Annotated in this window: 13 protein-coding genes; 10 read left to right on the top strand and 3 right to left on the bottom strand. The window is 69.7% G+C overall.

Translation table 11 applies throughout. From position 1 onward, the window contains the following. Window positions 1-42 precede the first annotated feature (42 nt). On the bottom strand, window positions 43-1596 hold the full coding sequence (locus D7Y13_RS24325; protein ID WP_120534799.1) for an aminotransferase class I/II-fold pyridoxal phosphate-dependent enzyme: 1554 nt from the start codon (window positions 1594-1596) through the stop codon (window positions 43-45). A gap of 428 nt (window positions 1597-2024) precedes the next feature. Between D7Y13_RS24325 and D7Y13_RS24320 the strand changes: the two genes are divergently transcribed. The 5 genes from D7Y13_RS24320 to D7Y13_RS24300 all read left to right on the top strand — a co-directional run bounded on the left by D7Y13_RS24320 (window position 2025) and on the right by D7Y13_RS24300 (window position 8496). Further along, window positions 2025-4493 (top strand): efflux RND transporter permease subunit, encoded by a 2469-nt coding sequence (locus D7Y13_RS24320; RefSeq protein ID WP_233595681.1) that lies wholly within the window; start codon window positions 2025-2027, stop codon window positions 4491-4493. Then, a complete protein-coding gene (locus tag D7Y13_RS24315; protein WP_233595680.1) occupies window positions 4490-5476 on the top strand; it encodes a phosphatase PAP2 family protein in 987 nt (328 codons plus the stop codon). Before D7Y13_RS24320 ends, D7Y13_RS24315 begins: the two co-directional genes overlap by 4 nt. 66 nt (window positions 5477-5542) lie before the next feature. Continuing rightward, window positions 5543-6751 (top strand): aminotransferase class I/II-fold pyridoxal phosphate-dependent enzyme, encoded by a 1209-nt coding sequence (locus D7Y13_RS24310; RefSeq protein ID WP_120584362.1) that lies wholly within the window; start codon window positions 5543-5545, stop codon window positions 6749-6751. 6 nt (window positions 6752-6757) lie between these two features. Continuing rightward, complete coding sequence (locus D7Y13_RS24305; RefSeq protein ID WP_120584361.1) at window positions 6758-7486, top strand: methyltransferase domain-containing protein; 729 nt, start codon at window positions 6758-6760, stop codon at window positions 7484-7486. Between the two features lie 35 nt (window positions 7487-7521). Continuing rightward, the gene (locus D7Y13_RS24300; protein WP_120537103.1) at window positions 7522-8496 is read left to right on the top strand and encodes a hydroxymethylglutaryl-CoA lyase; all 975 of its coding nucleotides are present in this window, start codon (window positions 7522-7524) and stop codon (window positions 8494-8496) included. A 21-nt stretch (window positions 8497-8517) separates the two neighbouring features. Here D7Y13_RS24300 and D7Y13_RS24295 read toward each other — a convergent pair whose 3' ends face one another. Continuing rightward, window positions 8518-10473 carry a TIM44-like domain-containing protein gene (locus D7Y13_RS24295; protein ID WP_120584360.1) on the bottom strand — a complete coding sequence of 652 codons (1956 nt, stop codon included), beginning with the start codon at window positions 10471-10473 and terminating at the stop codon, window positions 8518-8520. 104 nt (window positions 10474-10577) lie between these two features. Here D7Y13_RS24295 and D7Y13_RS24290 point away from each other — a divergent pair, with 104 nt between their 5' ends. Further along, the gene (locus D7Y13_RS24290; protein ID WP_120537105.1) at window positions 10578-11354 is read left to right on the top strand and encodes an enoyl-CoA hydratase-related protein; all 777 of its coding nucleotides are present in this window, start codon (window positions 10578-10580) and stop codon (window positions 11352-11354) included. A gap of 132 nt (window positions 11355-11486) precedes the next feature. Here the strand turns inward: D7Y13_RS24290 and D7Y13_RS24285 are convergent, their stop codons facing one another. After that, window positions 11487-11867 (bottom strand): YtxH domain-containing protein, encoded by a 381-nt coding sequence (locus D7Y13_RS24285; protein WP_120537106.1) that lies wholly within the window; start codon window positions 11865-11867, stop codon window positions 11487-11489. A gap of 214 nt (window positions 11868-12081) precedes the next feature. Here D7Y13_RS24285 and D7Y13_RS24280 point away from each other — a divergent pair, with 214 nt between their 5' ends. From D7Y13_RS24280 to rnc, 4 genes are read left to right on the top strand one after another with little or no spacing between them, the layout of a single operon-like run. Further along, the gene (locus D7Y13_RS24280; protein WP_120537107.1) at window positions 12082-13611 is read left to right on the top strand and encodes an acyl-CoA carboxylase subunit beta; all 1530 of its coding nucleotides are present in this window, start codon (window positions 12082-12084) and stop codon (window positions 13609-13611) included. 35 nt (window positions 13612-13646) lie between these two features. Beyond that, window positions 13647-14792 (top strand): acyl-CoA dehydrogenase family protein, encoded by a 1146-nt coding sequence (locus D7Y13_RS24275; protein ID WP_120537108.1) that lies wholly within the window; start codon window positions 13647-13649, stop codon window positions 14790-14792. Continuing rightward, the gene (locus D7Y13_RS24270; RefSeq protein WP_199732822.1) at window positions 14792-15655 is read left to right on the top strand and encodes a hypothetical protein; all 864 of its coding nucleotides are present in this window, start codon (window positions 14792-14794) and stop codon (window positions 15653-15655) included. Before D7Y13_RS24275 ends, D7Y13_RS24270 begins: the two co-directional genes overlap by 1 nt. Before the next feature lie 16 nt (window positions 15656-15671). Beyond that, on the top strand, window positions 15672-16472 hold the full coding sequence (gene rnc, locus D7Y13_RS24265; protein ID WP_199732824.1) for a ribonuclease III: 801 nt from the start codon (window positions 15672-15674) through the stop codon (window positions 16470-16472). The last annotated feature ends 20 nt before the right edge of the window (window positions 16473-16492 follow it).

The following is a 16492-nucleotide window of genomic DNA, read 5'->3' as shown; positions in this document are numbered from 1 at the left end:
GGCGACGGCGTCGTGCTCGGCGGGGTGGGCCATGAGTAAAGCTCAGTTCCTTTCGGCCTGGTTGCCGTCGGAGGAACCGTCGCCGTTGCGCATGAAGAGGTGGGCGCCCTTCTCCAGGAGCAGGCCCCCCAGCTCGCTGCGCTTCTCCCAGAGCTTCTTGGGCGCGCCGCCCAGCCGGCGCAGGTCCTCCGGCTGGAGGTTCGCCGCGCGCCAGGTGAGCTGCTCCACCGCGTCGAAGAACTTGCCCGCCATCTCGCGCGACGACATGCGCGACAGCTGCTCCAGTGAGAAGCCCTTGTCCGCGAGCAGGCCGGCGGAGCCCGCGGCCCACGTCTCGCTCGCCTTGTTGCCGCGCACGCCGCTGCCCGGCCGGGCGATCTGCACCGGCTCGTACACCGTGGGGCGCGTCTCCGGGATGACGTTCAGCTTGCGGCCGATCTTCTCGAAGGTGTCCAGCACCTGATCCAGCTGCGCGTCGGTGTGCGTGGCCATGTAGCTGGTGCGGATGAGCGCGTGGCCCGCCTCCACCGCCGGGGGAATCACGGGGTTGGCGAACACGCCCGCCTCGTGCAGCGCGCGCCAGAAGCGGAAGCACTTCACCTGGTCGCCAATGTGCACCGGCACCACCGGCGTCACCGACACGCCCGTGTCGAAGCCCATGGCGCGGAAGCCGTTGTGCATCTTCTCCGCGATGTCCAGCAGACGCGCGCGGCGCTCCGGCTCCGCCTCGATGATCTCCGTCGCCTTGAGCGCCGCCGCGATGGACGCGGGCGTCATGGACGCGGAGAAGATGACCGAGCGGGCCTTGTGGCGGATGTAGTTGATGACGTCGAACGGACCCGCGAGCACGCCGCCCAGCGACGCGAAGCTCTTGGAGAACGTGCCCATCACCAGGTCCACGTCCTTCTCCAGGCCGAAGTACTCGGAGGTGCCCCGGCCCAGCTCGCCCAGCACGCCCATGGCGTGCGCGTCATCCGTCATCACGCGGGCGTTGTACTGCTTGGACAGCTCCACGATGCGGGGCAGGTTGCAGACGTCGCCCTCCATGGAGAACACGCCGTCCGTGACGATGATCTTCCCGGCGCCCGGCTCCGCGGCGGCCAGCAGCTGCTCCAGGTGCTCCATGTCGTTGTGGCGGAACTTGCGCTCCGTCGCGAACGACAGGCGCACGCCGTCCACCAGCGACGCGTGGTTCTGGCGGTCGCTGAAGACGATGTCGTGGCGGCCCAGGATGGACGCGAGCGCCAGGTTCGTCTGGAAGCCGGTGGAGATGACGATGGCGGACTCGCGGTTGAGGAACTTCGCCAGCCGCGCCTCCAACTCCTCATGCAGCGCGAGCGTGCCGTTGAGCAGGCGCGACCCGGAGCACGTGGTGCCGAACTTCTCCGTCGCCTTGATGGCCGCTTCCTTCACGCGCGGATCCGCGGCGAGGCCCAGGTAGTTGTTCGAGCCCACCATGATGACCCGGCGACCTTCGATCTCCACCTCCGTGGAGCCATGCGACGCTTCGATCGCCCGGAAGTACGGATACAGGCCGGTGGCCTTGGCGATGCGGTAGTCCTTCCAGGTACGGCACTTGTCGAACACGTCGCTCATGGTGGTCTTTCTTACGCATCGGGGGGTGATCCGAGCCGCTCTCCATATGCAGGGCTCGCTCCGTTTTCGGACCGCCCGGCGCGCGTGACCACCCAGGGGACGACGCGTGGGGGTGAATAAAGAGGGAAATCCACACTGTCAAGGCGGGGACGGTTCCGTCGCTCGTCGCGTGGGGCATCCGTGTCAGAGCGCGCCTTGACACGGATGCCGTATCGGTGGCACGCCGCGCCTCCAGGACACTGTCCTCCAGTGAGAGTTCCAACACCCCGGGCACACACGGGTTCACACGGGGAATGGGTTCCACGGGGCCGGCTGTTTCGGGTGCCGGGTTTGTGGCCGGCTTCTTGCTTTGCCGGCACGCATCAGAGGAGCAAACGGTGTCCCAGACGCGACGACAGCGGTGGTTCGACGGTTTCATCGGGGCGGCGATGTCGCGGCCCTGGCACGTGCTGCTCGCTGTTGCCCTGGTGACGGTCGCCGCGGGCCTCTTCGCGTCGCGGTTGGAGTTCCGGGGCTCCTTCGTGGAGCTGCTCCCGGAGGGCGCCCCGGAGGTCCGGGATCTGACACGCGTGTCAGAGAAGGCGGGGGGGGACGGGTACCTCGTCATCATGGCGAAGGGTGGAACACCGCAGGCCCTCAAAACCTACGCCGCCGAACTTCAGAAGCGTCTGGAGGCCCTCCCGGAGGTCCGCTACGTCGAGCACCACTACGACGTCGCCTTCTTCCGCCGCCACGGGCTGCTCCTGCTGCCCACGCAGAAGGTCGCCGCGCTCCGCGAGGATCTGGAGGCCCGGGTCCGCTACGAGAAGGAGCGCGCCAGCCCCCTGTTCGTGGACCTGGGCGCGGAGGAGGCGCCGCCGACCTTCGAGGAGATCGCCCGCAAGCACACGCCGGACACGGCGCTGCCGGAGACGCTTTCGAGCAAGGACGGCTCGGAGGTCTACCTGATGATCAAGCCGTCGGGGACGGCGGGGGACCTGGAGTTCGCCCGGCGCTTCGTGGCGACGGCGCTGGACACCGGCCGCAAGCTCGCGGCCGAGCAGTACCCGGGCGTGACGCTGGAGGCGACGGGCAACTTCCAGAACCGCATTGAAGAGGACGCGGTGATGCGCCGCGACCTGTCGAACGCGGGCCTGCTGTCCGCGCTCATCGCGGTGGGGCTCATCCTGCTGGCGACGCGGCGCGTGTCGGCGCTGGCGGTGGTGGGCGTGCCGGTGGTGGTGGGGCTGGTGCTGACGTTCGCGTTCGCGCAGGGCGCCATCGGGCACCTCAACATCGTGACGGGCTTCCTCGTCGCCATCCTCATCGGCCTGGGCATCGAGTACGGCGTGCACCTGGCGATGCGCTACTGGGAGGAGCGGGAGCGGCACGGGGTGCGCGAGGCGCTGGCGGCCACGGTGCGCGGCACCTTCAGCGGCGCCATCACGTCCGCCCTCACCAACGCGGCGGCCTTCTTCGTGCTGATGCTGGCGCAGTTCCACGCGTTCCAGCAGTTCGGCCTGCTCGCGGGCCTGGGCGTGCTGATGGCGGTGCTGTCCGCGTACGCGCTGGGCCCGTCGCTGCTCGCCATCGCGGAGCGCATCCGACCCTTCCGCAAGGACTCCGCGCAGGACTCCGCGGCCCAGGCGACGGCGCCCGCAGCGCCGGCCGTGCCGCGGAAGCAGTGGCGCCGCTGGCCCACGGGGCTCATCACCGCCATCGCGCTGCTGGTGGTGGGCTTCGCCGCGTACTCGGTGAAGATCGCGCCTCAACTGGGCTTCGAGACGAACCTTCGCAACCTGAAGGGGGACTCCCCGGCGTCGCGGCTGGACGACCACATCACGGAGCAGATTGGCGCGCCGCTCAACCCGGCCATCCTCGCGGTGGATTCGCTGGAGCAGGTGCGGCAGGTGGAGGCCGTCATCGCCCAGGTGAAGGCGAAGAACGGCGCGGACTCCGTGTTCCTGCGCACCGCGTCCCTGAGCGACCTCGTGCCCTCGGACGCGGCGGGCCACGCGGCGGAGCTGGGTGGCATCCGCTCGCTCCTGGACGGGCTGCCGAAGTCCGCGCAGGACGATGCCCGGGTCCGCGAGTTCCGTGACATGGTGGACGCGAAGCCCTATGGCCTGGATCAGGTGCCTCCGGAGGCGCGCCGCCGGTTCGAGGCGCTGGACGGCAAGGGCATGTTCCTGCTGCTGTTCCCGTCGGTGTCCAACTACGACACGCAGGACCTGAACCGCTGGGCGGCGCAGCTGGATCAGGTGGTCGTCGGAGCGAAGGAGAAGGGCATCGACCTGGCGGTGCTGGACAGCAACCGCATCGCGGCGCGCATCTTCTCGCTGGTGCGCGGAGACGGTCCGTTCATCCTCTGGTCCGCGGCGGCGGTGGTGTTCGGGGTCATCCTGATCAGCATGCGCAGCTTCAAGAAGGCGCTGCTGGTGGCGGGCCCGCTGTTCCTGGGGATGACCTGTCTGGCGGGCGGGATGTACCTGTTCGACGTGCAGCTCAACTTCATCAACGCGGTGGTGCTGCCCAACCTGCTGGCCATCGCGGTGGACAACTCGGTGCACCTGTTCCACCGGTACGAGGAAGAGGGCCCCGGGTCGCTGGGCCGGGTGGTGCGCAACACGGGCTTCGCGGCGGTGGTGGCCACCCTGTCCAACGCGGCGGGCTACGGCGCGCTGATGGTCGCGAACCACCAGGGCTTGCGGAGCATCGGGCAGATTGCGCTGCTGGGGGTCGTGTCCACCTTCCTGGGGACGACAGTGTTCTTCCCGGCCATGCTGGCGCTGCTGGAGCGGTGGAAGGGGCGGCGGTCCGCGGTGGTGCCCGAAGCAGGGGCGGTGGTGCGGAGCCTCAATCTCGGGGGGGCCGGCGAGCTGCCAGCCGAATCGCCGGGGGAGCGCAAATCGGCGTGAACATCTGGTCTTTCAGCGAGGGGCGCTTGCGTCCCCATTCCCAGGTCCGTTTCCCCGCGGAAGAGGCGCTCGTGCGCTTCCGTCAGGTGGACATCGTCCTGATGGCCGCCTGCTCGGTGGCGGCCCTGGTGTGCGTGGGGCCTGCCCGCTGGGCGCCGCACTCCCTGCGCAGCGCCTGTCTGTTCGGCCTGATGGCGCTGGGCGTGCCGCTGCTGCGCCTCTTGGAGGCGCGCTTTCCTCGCCAGCCGCTCATCGCCATCGCGGCGGACTTCTGGCTGCTGCCCGTGTCAGCCCTGTCGCACGGGTGGCTGGGGCCCATCGTCGACTGGATGAACCCGCTGATAAAGGACGCCCAGCTCATCGCGGTGGACGAGCGCCTCTTCGGCTTCCAGGCGGCGGTGGCGCTGTCGCACGTGGTGCCGCCGTGGGCCAACGACGTGCTGATGCTCTGCTACTACGGCCACTTCATCTGGCCGCTCTTGCTGGGCGTCTTCCTGTACGCGCGCGGCCGGGGCCCCACGCCGGGCTTCGATGAGTACCTGCTGGGCCTGGGCCTGCTCTTGAGCTTCAACTACGCGGCGTACTCGCTGGTGCCCGCGGTGGGGCCGCGCTACTTCCTCGTCGGCGCCTTCGACGGCGGCCTGCGTGGGTGGGTGCTCACGCCGCTGCTGGAATCGATGATGCGCGGGCCGGTGTACACCCGGGACTGCTTCCCGTCCGGGCACACCGGGGTGGCGCTGGTGGTGCTCTTCTATGCCTTCCGGTTCGCGCGGCGCTTCTTCTGGGTGATGCTGTTCCCCGGGCTGGGCCTCATCTTCGCGACGCTGGCGGGGCGCTTCCACTACACCATCGACCTGGTGTGCGCGGTGCCGCTGGTGCTGGTGGTGACGGGGCTGGCCCTGGCGCTGTCCCGGGCTGCCCGGCAGCGCGCGGTGGAACAGAACGCGCGCTCCGTGCCCGTGGACGCTATCGTCAGGCCCTGAACCGCCAGCCGCTCATCCCCACAGTCGGGGAGGACGTGCGCTGGCGCCCCTCCAGAGGCCCGCCCCATGTCCCCCCGGCCCATCCTTTCGCAGCGCGTCTCCCGCTTCGGCACCACCGTCTTCTCCGAGTTCAGCGCGCTGGCGCTGAAGCACCAGGCCGTGAACCTGGGGCAGGGCTTCCCCGACTTCGACGGGCCGGACGACGTCAAGCTGGCCGCCTGGGAAGCCATCCAGGACGGCATCAACCAGTACGCCCCGGGCGTGGGCGCGAAGGGGCTGCGCGACGCCATCGCGGAGCACTCGGAGCGCTTCTACGGCCACAAGGTGGATCCGGACACGATGGTGTCCGTCACCAGCGGCGCGACGGAGGCCATCCTCGACGTCCTCCTGGGGCTGGTGGATCCGGGCGACGAGGTGGTGGTCTTCGAGCCCTTCTACGACTCCTACGACGCGGGCATCGCCTTCGTGGGCGCCACGCCGCGCTACGTGCCCCTGCGCCCGCCGGACGCGGAGCACACGGCGTGGTGGTTCGACCGGGACGAGGTGAAGGCGGCCTTCAGCCCGCGCACGCGGCTGCTCATCCTCAACTCGCCCCACAACCCCACGGGCAAGGTCTTCACCCGCGAGGAGCTGGAGTTCCTGGGCAACCTCTGCGCCGAGCACGACACCAAGGTCCTGTCGGATGAGGTCTACGAGCACATCGTCTTCGCCCCCGCGCGCCACATCCGCGCCGCCACGGTGCCGGTGCTCGCGGACCGCACGGTGACGGTGAGCAGCGCGGGCAAGTCCTTCAGCCTCACCGGGTGGAAGATCGGCTGGATCATCGCGCCGCCCGCGCTGCGGGACGCCGTGCAGCGCGCGCACCAGTTCGTCACCTTCGCCACCGCGTCCCCGTTCCAGGTCGCCATGGCCGTGGCGCTGCGGATGTCCGACGAGTACTTCCAGGAGCTGACGGCGCTCTACACGCAGAAGCGTGAGCGGCTGCTCACGGGCCTGTGCTCGGCGGGCCTCACCGCGTACTCGCCCGAAGGCAGCTACTTCATCCTCGCGGACATCGCGGGCTACGGCTTCGAGGACGACGTGGCCTTCTGCCGTCACCTGGTGACGCAGGTGGGCGTGGCCAGCATCCCCCCCAGCGTCTTCTACGGTCCGGAGCACCGGCACCTGGGCCAACGCTTCGCGCGCTTCGCCTTCTGCAAGACGGAAGGGGTGCTCGACGAGGCCGTGCGCCGGCTGCGCGCGAAGCTGCCGACGCTTGCCGCGCCGAAGCGCTGAGCTTCCGTGTCCGACGACTTCTTCGGGGAGCTGTACCTGCGCAGCACGCTGCCGTTCCTCTCCGAGGAGGTGACGGCCCGGGAAGCGGAGTACCTGTCCCGGGCGTTCGCGAAGGTGGACGGGCCGGTGGTGGACCTGGGCTGTGGCCACGGCCGGCACGCGGCGCGGCTCAATGCGCAAGGGCCCCTGGCCGGGCGGGTGGTGGGCCTGGAGCGGGATCCCCTGTCCTTGCGCCTGCGCCGTCCCGGCTTCCCGGTGGTGCGGGGGGACCTGCGAGCGCTGCCCTTCCAGGCCGGGTCGCTGGGGGGCGCCTACGCCTGGTATTCGACACTCTTCGCCTTCACGGACGCGGAGCACGTCCAGGTGCTGCGCGAGGTGGCGCGGGTGCTGCGGCCCGGGGGATTGCTCGTCTTCCAGACGGTGCCGTACGAGCGGCTGGCGCAATCCCCGGGCGCGGCGTTCCACCAGCGGTTACCGGATGGGAGTCTCCTGGAGGAGGAGAGCCGCTTCGACGCGACGCGTGGAAGGGATGTGGGGCAGCGTCAATTGACGCTGCCGGAGGGACGCGTGCTGCGAGCGGCGTACGCCATTCGTTACTATCCTCTTGCGGAACTCAGGGGGCTGTTGGAAAGCACGGGCTTTTCGATGGCGTGGGTGCACGGAGGCCTGGATGCCGGGCCGATGACACCCGACTCGACCGACCTCATCGTGGGAGCAGGGCTCCGGCAGGGCTGAAGCAAGCCCGCGTACCGCGCCCAGGACACGTCCAAGTGGATCCGAAAGAACCAGCGCGAACGCGGGTCGGCCTGTTGGGGCATCTGCCCCGGAAGGTCGACGTGTATGAGGTCGGTCCCCGCGACGGCCTCCAGAATGAACTCAGGACGCTGCCCACCCGGGACAAGGCGCGGCTGATCAACGCCCTGGTCGCGGCGGGGGAGAAGCGCATCGAGGTGACGTCGTTCGTGTCACCCAAGTGGATCCCCCAGCTCGCGGACGCGGAGGAGCTGTTCAAGCAGGTGGGCCGCCGTCCGGGTGTCGTCTTCTCCGCGTTGGTGCCCAACCTCAAGGGCCTGGAGCGCGCGCAGGCGGCGGGCCTGGAGGAGGCCGCGGTGTTCATCTCCGCGTCGGAGGCCCACTCCAAGAAGAACATCAACAAGACCATCGCGGAGGCCCTGGCCGGCGCGAAGGAGGTCACCGCCGCCGCCCGCAAGGCCGGCATGCGCGTGCGCGGCTACCTGTCCACCGTGTGGGGCTGCCCCTACGAGGGCCACGTCCCGGTGGAGCGCGTGGTGGACATCTGCCGCCAGCTCGTGGACGCGGGCATCTACCAGCTCAGCCTGGGCGACACGATTGGCGTGGGCACGCCCCGGCAGACAGAGGACATCCTGGGCGCGCTGTTGCAGCACATGCCGGTGGACACCCTGGCGCTGCACCTGCACGACACGCGCGGCACCGCTCTGGCCAACGCGCTCGTCGGCCTGTCCGCGGGCGTCACCACGTTCGATGCGAGCATCGGTGGCCTCGGCGGCTGCCCCTACGCCCCCGGGGCCGCGGGCAACCTGGCCACCGAGGACGCGGTGTTCATGATGCACGGCATGGGCGTGGACACCGGCATCGACCTGGACAAGCTGGTGGAGGCCGGGGAGATCGCCCAGGAGCTGATTGGCCGGAAGCTGGCGGGCAAGTACCTGCAGGCCGCGCTGGGCGAACGGGAGAAGAAGTCCTCCCGCCGCGCGCAGACCTGATTCAACGGGGGACCGCGCTTCCTAGTGGTCCCCCAGCAGCGCCGGCAGCCGTGACTCCAGGCCCAGGTGCTGGGCGGCGATCTCCAGCATCTTGCGCTCCTTGCGGTCGATGCGGCCGTCCACCAGCGCCATCTCCACGATGTGGCGCAGGAACACCTCCGCCTCCGGGCTGCCGCGTGGCACCAGCCGCTCGAAGAGCTGGGGCCCGGCGTTGAGCGCCATCTCCACGTTGGCCCAGGACACGCTCCAGCGCTCCGCGCACAGCTTGAGCAGGCGGCGCTCGGCGTTGGAGACCTCCCCGTCGGCGGCGGCGATGGACGCCATCATGTAGAGCAGCCGCTCGCGCTCCTTCTGGTCCGTCATCACCCGGTCGCCGTCGGTGGGGGCCACCACGGCGCCGCGCGTCTCCTCGCGCGCCTGCTGGCGGCGGACGGACGCGGCCGAGTGGCGCTGATCCTGCCGGACGTTCCAGGACTCGAAGGGGAGGGCGGACGCGAGCACCCAGTCCCGCTCGCCGTTGCCCAGCACCGTGCCGCAGAACTCGCAGGTGTTGGCGCCACTGGTGGTGAGGGGCGCGTTGCACTGCGGGCAGCGGTCCGTGGACATGCCGGTGTCGGTGTTCGTCTTCGCGCCATGGCGGCGCACCAGCGTGAAGACCCAGCGCTGGGGCACGGTGGGAAGGCTGGGGGGCCGCTCGTTCACGGGCCCGATGCCCATGCGCGCGCTCCAGCGGATCTCCACCTGCGCCTCGTCGAAGGACTCCGGGTGCACCTCCAGCGCGCGCACGTCCACCGCGCCCACCGCGCACTCCAGGAACACGCGCCGGCGGCCGCGCTTGCCCAGCTCCTCCAGCTCCGAGGACAGCCGAGTGATGACCTCCGCGTTGGCGACCTTGGACAGCCGCTGCGTCTCGTTGCGGCTCTGCGCGTCGATCCACTTCCAGAACAGCAGCGACGCGCGGTCCTCCAGCATCTCCAGGTTCAGCGCCGGGTCGTCCGCGCGGGCCTGCATCAGGCCGTCCACCTGCTTGTGGTGGCGCACGTGCTCCACGCCCTGGGTGATCTCCGCGAGCGTCCAGTCGTAGTTGCCGGAGTTCACCACCGCGTTGCAGAACTCACAGGTGTTGGACGCGCCGCCCTTGTACGGGGCGCCGCAGTTGGGGCACTTGCCCTGGAACAGATCTTCACCGATGCGCGTCTGCGCGCCGGGCTTGCGCACGAAGGTCCACACCTCCGTGAAGGACTCCGCCGCCACCTTCTTCGCGGCGGCCATGGCCTGCGCGTCCGTCTGGTCCGCGGGCACGTCCGTGTCGCGGATGCTGGCGCGCACGCGCACGTGGATGGAGTCGTACCAGGCCGTCTGGTGCAGCCCGATGAGCTGCACGTCCTGCACCTGTATGTCCGCCAGCGCGTCGCGCACGCCCTGGGCCTTCATGAGCTGGAGCTGCACGTTGAAGCGCTGCCACGTCGCGTCCGACAGGAAGGGGCGCACGGGCGTCATGTCGCGGCGGAACCACGACTTCTGCAGCTCCAGGAAGAGCCAGCGCACCTTGTCCAGCGTGGGCTGGAGTTCGAACGACGGGTCCTTGAGCTTCAGCGCGTTGGTCCAGCCCTGCACGTCGCGGCCGGACACCTCCGTGCGCGCCTCCGCCTCGCGTTGATCCAACGCGCGCTGCGTGGTGGCGGTGGGGTGCAGGTTGCGCTTGTAGATCCAGTACAGCGCGCCGCCGATGAGCAGCAGGGGCAGGGTGACCTTCGGGTACAGGAAGATCATCCGAACCAGGTCGAAGAGGAGCCAGAGGGGCAGGCCATCGCCTCCGCCGCCGCCGCTGCTCCTGTCCCTTCCGGAAGTGTAGTGCTCGCCCCCGCCGCCGCGCGCCAGCGCCACCAGGGGCAGGGCCAGCACGAGCAGGGCGAGGACGGTGCTCGGTCCAGGCGACCATTGCCATGGGCGTTTCGTCGGAGGGCACGAAGGCATGGGCGAAATCCTATCCGTTTACGGCTTGCCAGACTGGAGAACCCGTCACAGGCTGCGCGCCATTCACGCGGGCCGCCCGATGCGGCCCGACACGGGGAGCGAAGATGCCGGAGTTCAAGGTCGACGCCCGCGGCGCCATCGAGATCTGGACCATCGACGGGGAGAGCCGCCGCAACGCCATCAGCCGCGCGATGCTCCAGGAGCTGGGCCAGCTCGTGGCCCGTGTCTCCGCCAACCGCGACGTGCGCGCGGTCATCATCACCGGCGCGGGCGACAAGGCCTTCTGCGCGGGCGCGGACCTCAAGGAGCGCGCCGGCATGGCGGAGCCGGAGGTGCGCGCCTTCCTGGACGGCCTGCGCAGCACCTTCCGCTCGGTTGAAAAGAGCGACTGCGTCTTCATCGCCGCCATCAACGGCGCGGCCTTCGGCGGCGGCACGGAGCTGGCGCTGGCGTGCGACCTGCGCGTCGCCTCGCCGGCCACGGAGCTGGGCCTCACCGAGGTGAAGCTGGGCATCATCCCCGGCGGCGGTGGCACGCAGCGGCTGGCGCGGCTGATCGGTCCGGGGCGCGCGAAGGACCTCATCCTCACCGCCCGGCGCGTCAACGCGGCGGAGGCCTTCAGCATCGGCCTGGTCAACCGGCTGGCCCCGGAAGGGCACCTGCTCCAGGTCGCCTTCCAGCTCGCGGAGGCCGTGGTGGAGAACGCGCCCGTGGCGGTGGCCACGGCGAAGCACGCCATCGACGAGGGCACGGGCCTGGAGCTGGATGATGCGCTCGCGCTGGAGCTCAAGAAGTACGAAGAGGTGCTCAAGACGGAGGACCGGCTGGAAGGGCTCCGCGCCTTCGCGGAGAAGCGTCCTCCTGTCTATAAAGGCCGCTGAGCCCCGCGAAAGCGACAGGGGCGGCAAGCCCGCGGTCGCCCGCGAACTTCCGCCCCTGACACTGCTTCGTGCAGCGGCCCGGCGCGGGGTGACGGGTGAGGCACCCGTCACGACGGCGGTCCGCTTGGGTGCTTAAGCGCTCGCGGTCTTCTCCCCGCCGATGTTCACGCCCTGCTTGTTGATGTAGCCCATCGCCTTGTCCTTGACGGTGGTGCGCAGCTCGGTGCCCGGACGCGGCGCCAGCAGCAGCGCAACGATGCTGCCCGCGGCGGCGCCCAGCAGGAACGCGCCAATGCCGCCCAGGCCCGAGCTCACCGGCTTGTACGTCGTCAATCCCACATACCGCAGCGCGTCGTCGGCATCGAAGTTGTCCCAGGACTTCCGGGCCTTCTTCGAGGCGAGGTCGGCGTACTCGGGAACCTGGTCGAGCAGCTGGTGCGCCAGGAACTGGCGGTAGATCTTGCTCTTGGCCAGAGCCTTCGCCTGCCACGTCTTCTTCTTCACTCCGAACATGGGTCCCTCCTGGGCCGGTATGAATCACGGGGTGGGGTGGCCCGCCTGGGTGCACCCCCCTCGTGCAACATCAAGGTAGGCAGGGAAGCCCCAGGTGCCAGCCCCCGGTGTGCTTCACCGTGGCCCCTCGCGTCGTCCGCTGGACGGCACGTCCGGCGGGACCCATGGCAAGAAGGCAGCCAGGCCAGGGGGTTTTTGGTATGTGGCCCGGGCCATGTCCTACGACCAGAAGCTGCTCGAGACGATCGCCCAGGTGGAGAAGGGTGGTGCGCCGAAGTACCACGCGAAGAACGCCGAGGCCGGCAAGCTCTTCGCCCGTGAGCGCATCCGCCTGCTGGTGGACGCGGACTCGTTCGTGGAGGACGGCAAGCTCGCCAACAACCTGGACGCGGACCTGCCCTCCGACGGTGTCATCACGGGCCTCGGGCGCATCGCGGGCCGCACCGTGGCCATCATGGCCAACGACTCCACGGTGAAGGCCGGCAGCTGGGGCGCCCGCACGGTGGAGAAGATCCTCCGCATCCAGGAGACGGCGAAGGCGTCGCGCTGTCCGCTCCTGTACCTGGTGGACTCCGCGGGCGCGCGCATCACCGACCAGGTGGACATGTTCCCTGGCCGCCGGGGCGCGGGCCGCATCTTCTACAACGAGGTGCACCTGTCGGGCGTGGTGCCGCAGATCTGCCTGCTCTTCGGTCCGTCCGCCGCCGGTGGCGCGTACATTCCCGCGTTCTGCGACCTGGTCATCATGGTGGACGGCAACGCGTCCATGTACCTGGGCAGCCCGCGCATGGCGGAGATGGTCATTGGCGAGAAGGTCACGCTGGAGGAGATGGGCGGCGCGAAGATGCACTGCTCCGTGTCCGGCGTGGGCGACGTGCTGGTGAAGACGGAGCAGGAGGCCATCGCCGCGGCGAAGCAGTACCTGGCGTTCTTCCCGGAGAACTTCACGAAGCCGGCGCCGCGCGCGGAGCTCAAGGCCCCGAAGCACAGCGGCAAGCGCGTGGATGAGATCATCCCGCCGGATCAGAACAAGCCCTTCGACATGCACGCCCTCATCACGGAGCTCATCGACGAGGGCAGCTGGTTCGAGGTGAAGAAGCTCTTCGCGCAGGAGATCATCACGGGCCTCGCGCGCATCGGCGGTCAGCCGGTGGGCATCGTGGCGAACCAGCCCAAGTACAAGGGCGGCGTGCTGTTCGTGGACAGCGCGGACAAGGCAGCCCGGTTCATCTGGCTGTGTGACGCGTTCAACATCCCGCTGCTGTACCTGGCGGACGTGCCGGGGTTCATGATCGGCACCAAGGTGGAGCGGGCGGGCATCATCCGCGCGGGCGCGAAGATGATCTCCGCGGTGTCGGAGGCCAGCGTGCCGCGCATCTGCGTGGTGGTGCGCAAGGCGTACGGCGCGGGCCTCTACGCCATGAGCGGCCCCGGCTTCGCCCCGGAGGCCACCCTGGCGCTGCCCCAGGCGATGATCGCCGTGATGGGCCCGGAGGCGGCGGTGAACGCCGTCTACTTCAACAAGATTCAAGAGCTGCCGGAGGCCGAGCGACCGGCCTTCGTCCAGAAGCTGCGCGACGAGTACAAGCAGGACGTGGACATCTACAAGCTGGCCAGCGAGCTCATCATCGACGCGGTGATTCCGGGGGATTCCCTGCGCGGCGAGCTGTTGCAGCGGTATGCGCTGTACGCGGAGCGCTTCCAGCCCCGTGCGGAAAAGAAGCACGGTGTGTATCCCGTTTGAGTCGTCCCCACCTGAGCTAGATTCCCCGCCCGACCATGGACTTCGAACTTCCCGACAGCCACCGCGCCCTCCAGGCCTCCCTCCGTGAATTCTGCGAACGCCGCGTGAAGCCGTACGCGCGCGAGTGGGACAAGGACGAGAAGTTCCCCATGGAGGTCGTGAAGGAGCTGGGCCAGCTGGGCGTGCTGGGCATGCTCGTCTCCGAGGAGTACGGCGGGGCGGCCATGGACTCGCTCGCCGTGGCGGTGGCCGTGGAGGAGATCGCCCGCTACGACGGCTCGCTCGCCCTCACGGTGGCCAGCCACAACGGCCTGGGCACCAGCCACGTGCGCGTCTTTGGCAACAAGGCGCAGCACCAGCGCTACCTGCCGAAGCTGGCCACCGGCGAGTGGCTGGGCGCGTGGGGCCTCACCGAGCCGGGATCCGGCTCGGACGCGTCCGGCATGCGCACCACCGCCGTCCGCAAGGGCGACAAGTGGGTGCTCAACGGCGCCAAGATGTTCATCACCCAGGGCACGGTGGGTGACGTGTTCGTGGTGCTCGCGCTCACGTCGCCGGAGAAGCGCCAGAAGGGCATCACCGCCTTCGTGCTGGAGAAGGGCGTGCCGGGCTTCAGCCAGCGCGCCATCCACGGCAAGCTGGGCATGCGCTCCTCGGACACGGCGGAGCTCATCCTGGAGAACGTGGAACTGGGCGACGACGCCATCGTCGGCGAGGTGGACCGGGGCTTCATCGACACGCTGAAGATCCTCGACAAGGGCCGCATCACCATTGGCGCGCTGTCGGTGGGCCTCTTGCGCGGGGCGCTGGAGGAGTCGGTCGCGTACTCGAAGGACCGCTCCGCGTTCGGCCAGCCCATCAGCGAGTTCCAGGGCCTGCGCTGGATGATGGCGGACATGAAGACGGAGCTGGAGGCGGCGCGCCTGTTGGTGCACCGCGCGGCGCGGCTCGCGGACGCGGGCCAGCCGTACTCCGAGGAGGCCTCCATGGCGAAGCTGTTCGCCTCCGAGGCGGCCATGCGCGGCTGCAACAAGGCCGTGCAGATCCACGGCGGCTACGGCTACACGCGCGAGTTCCCCGTGGAGCGCTACCTGCGCGACGCCAAGCTCTGTGAGATTGGCGAGGGCACGAGCGAGATCCAGCGCACCATCATCGCCCGCGAAACGTTCAAAGGGGCCTGATGGACACCGCTCGGTTACGGGAGCTGGGACTCCAGGTGCGGGAGGAGCCCTCCGGCATCGAGGTGATGCTGGACCTGGAGGCCGCGTCCCTGGTGAACCCCATCACCAAGGACTTCATCACCGAGGTGACCTTCCAGGTGGTGGGGGACCGGCTCATCCCCATCGCCCCCGCGGCGGTGGTGGGCATGACGCCCATCCTGCTGTCCGCCATTGACGCGGCGGAGGAGATGCAGGCGCTGCTGCTGGACACCTTCAGCGACCACGTCTTCCACCTGCAGCGCCGCTCGGAGGAATTGCAGCTCCTGGGCCTGCCCGCGGACGTGGATCCGCAGTCGCTGGAGCTGTCCACGACGGTGAAGGAGGGCCACCTCGCGGTGAAGCTGGTGTCGGACCGCCAGGGCAACTTCCGCGTCGCCCAGGCCCTGCGTGGCGGTGAGGACCTGCCCACCGCGGCAGGTCACATCCTCGAGCTGTCGGAGTTCCGCGAGCGCGGGGCGCTGACGGGCTACCTGGCGGCGCTCTTCGGCGAGCCCACCCTGACGCGGACGCCGGTGACGGCGGGCGCGGGGCCGGTGCGCTTCGTGGAGATCGTGGAGAAGTTCGGCGCCCAGGCCCTGGTGCCGCCGCGCAGCAGCCTGGAGCTGCTGGCCCAGTTCCAGGTGGAGGGCAGGGCCTACCGCTTCGCCGCCGCGCGCATCGCCGGGAGAACCTTCCGGGGGATGCTGGCGGGCACGCAGGGCAAGGTGTGGGCGGGCCGCTTCGAACTGGATGAATTCCCGGGCGTGGTGCGGATGGTCGCGGACCTGTTGAAGGTCGCTCCCGAGGCCGTGCGCCTCGTGGGCCCGGACGCCCCCCAGGAGTGAGACGCCCGTGGAGAAGATGACCCTGGTGGAACGGGTGCAGGCGCTGGAAGGCCGCCTGGGCGTGACGTTCCTCAAGCGCGACCTCGCGCTGGAGGCACTCACGCACAAGACGTACGCCAACGAGAACCGCGACCAGAACCTCAAGGACAACCAGCGCCTGGAGTTCCTGGGCGACGCCGTCGTGGACCTGGCCGTGAGCCACCGGCTCATGGACCGCTGCCCGGGCATGCCCGAGGGCGAGCTCACCAAGATGCGCGCCCGCATCGTCCACGAGGAGGGCCTGGCGCGCGTGGCGCGGAGCCTGCGCCTGGGCGAATTGCTGCTCCTGGGCCGGGGCGAGTCCCAGTCGGGCGGGCGGGACAAGAACTCCATCCTCGCGGACGCGCTGGAAGCGGTGCTGGGCGCCGTCTACCTGAACGGCGGCCTGGAGCCGGCGCTGGCGCTGGTGGACCGGTGCTTCGGGGAGCCGCTGGACGAGGTGGCCTCCGGCGCGGGCCGCCTGGACTACAAGACGCTCCTCCAGGAGATGTCCCACGAGAAGCTCAAGCTGTCGCCGCGCTACCGGGTGGTGGCCGAGTCCGGCCCGGAGCACTCCAAAGTGTTCGAGGTGGAGGTGTGCATCGGGGAGGTCGTGTACGCCCGCGCCACGGGCCGCAACAAGAAGGAGGCCGAGCAGGCAGCCGCGCGCACCACCCTGGAGCGCCTGAAGACGGCCCCCGCGTCAGCCCCGGACACCGGGACAGACGGGACGCCCCCGGCGGTGGTGGCTCCGGAACCCCCGACGCCGGAGGTTGCCCGGGATGACCCTCCGGCGTGAAAGCCCTTGGAGGGGGAGGG

The organism is Corallococcus praedator (assembly GCF_003612125.1).
GTDB lineage: Bacteria > Myxococcota > Myxococcia > Myxococcales > Myxococcaceae > Corallococcus > Corallococcus praedator.
Note: the sequence above shows the minus strand (reverse complement) of the source record. Positions and strands in the feature narration are given on the sequence as shown.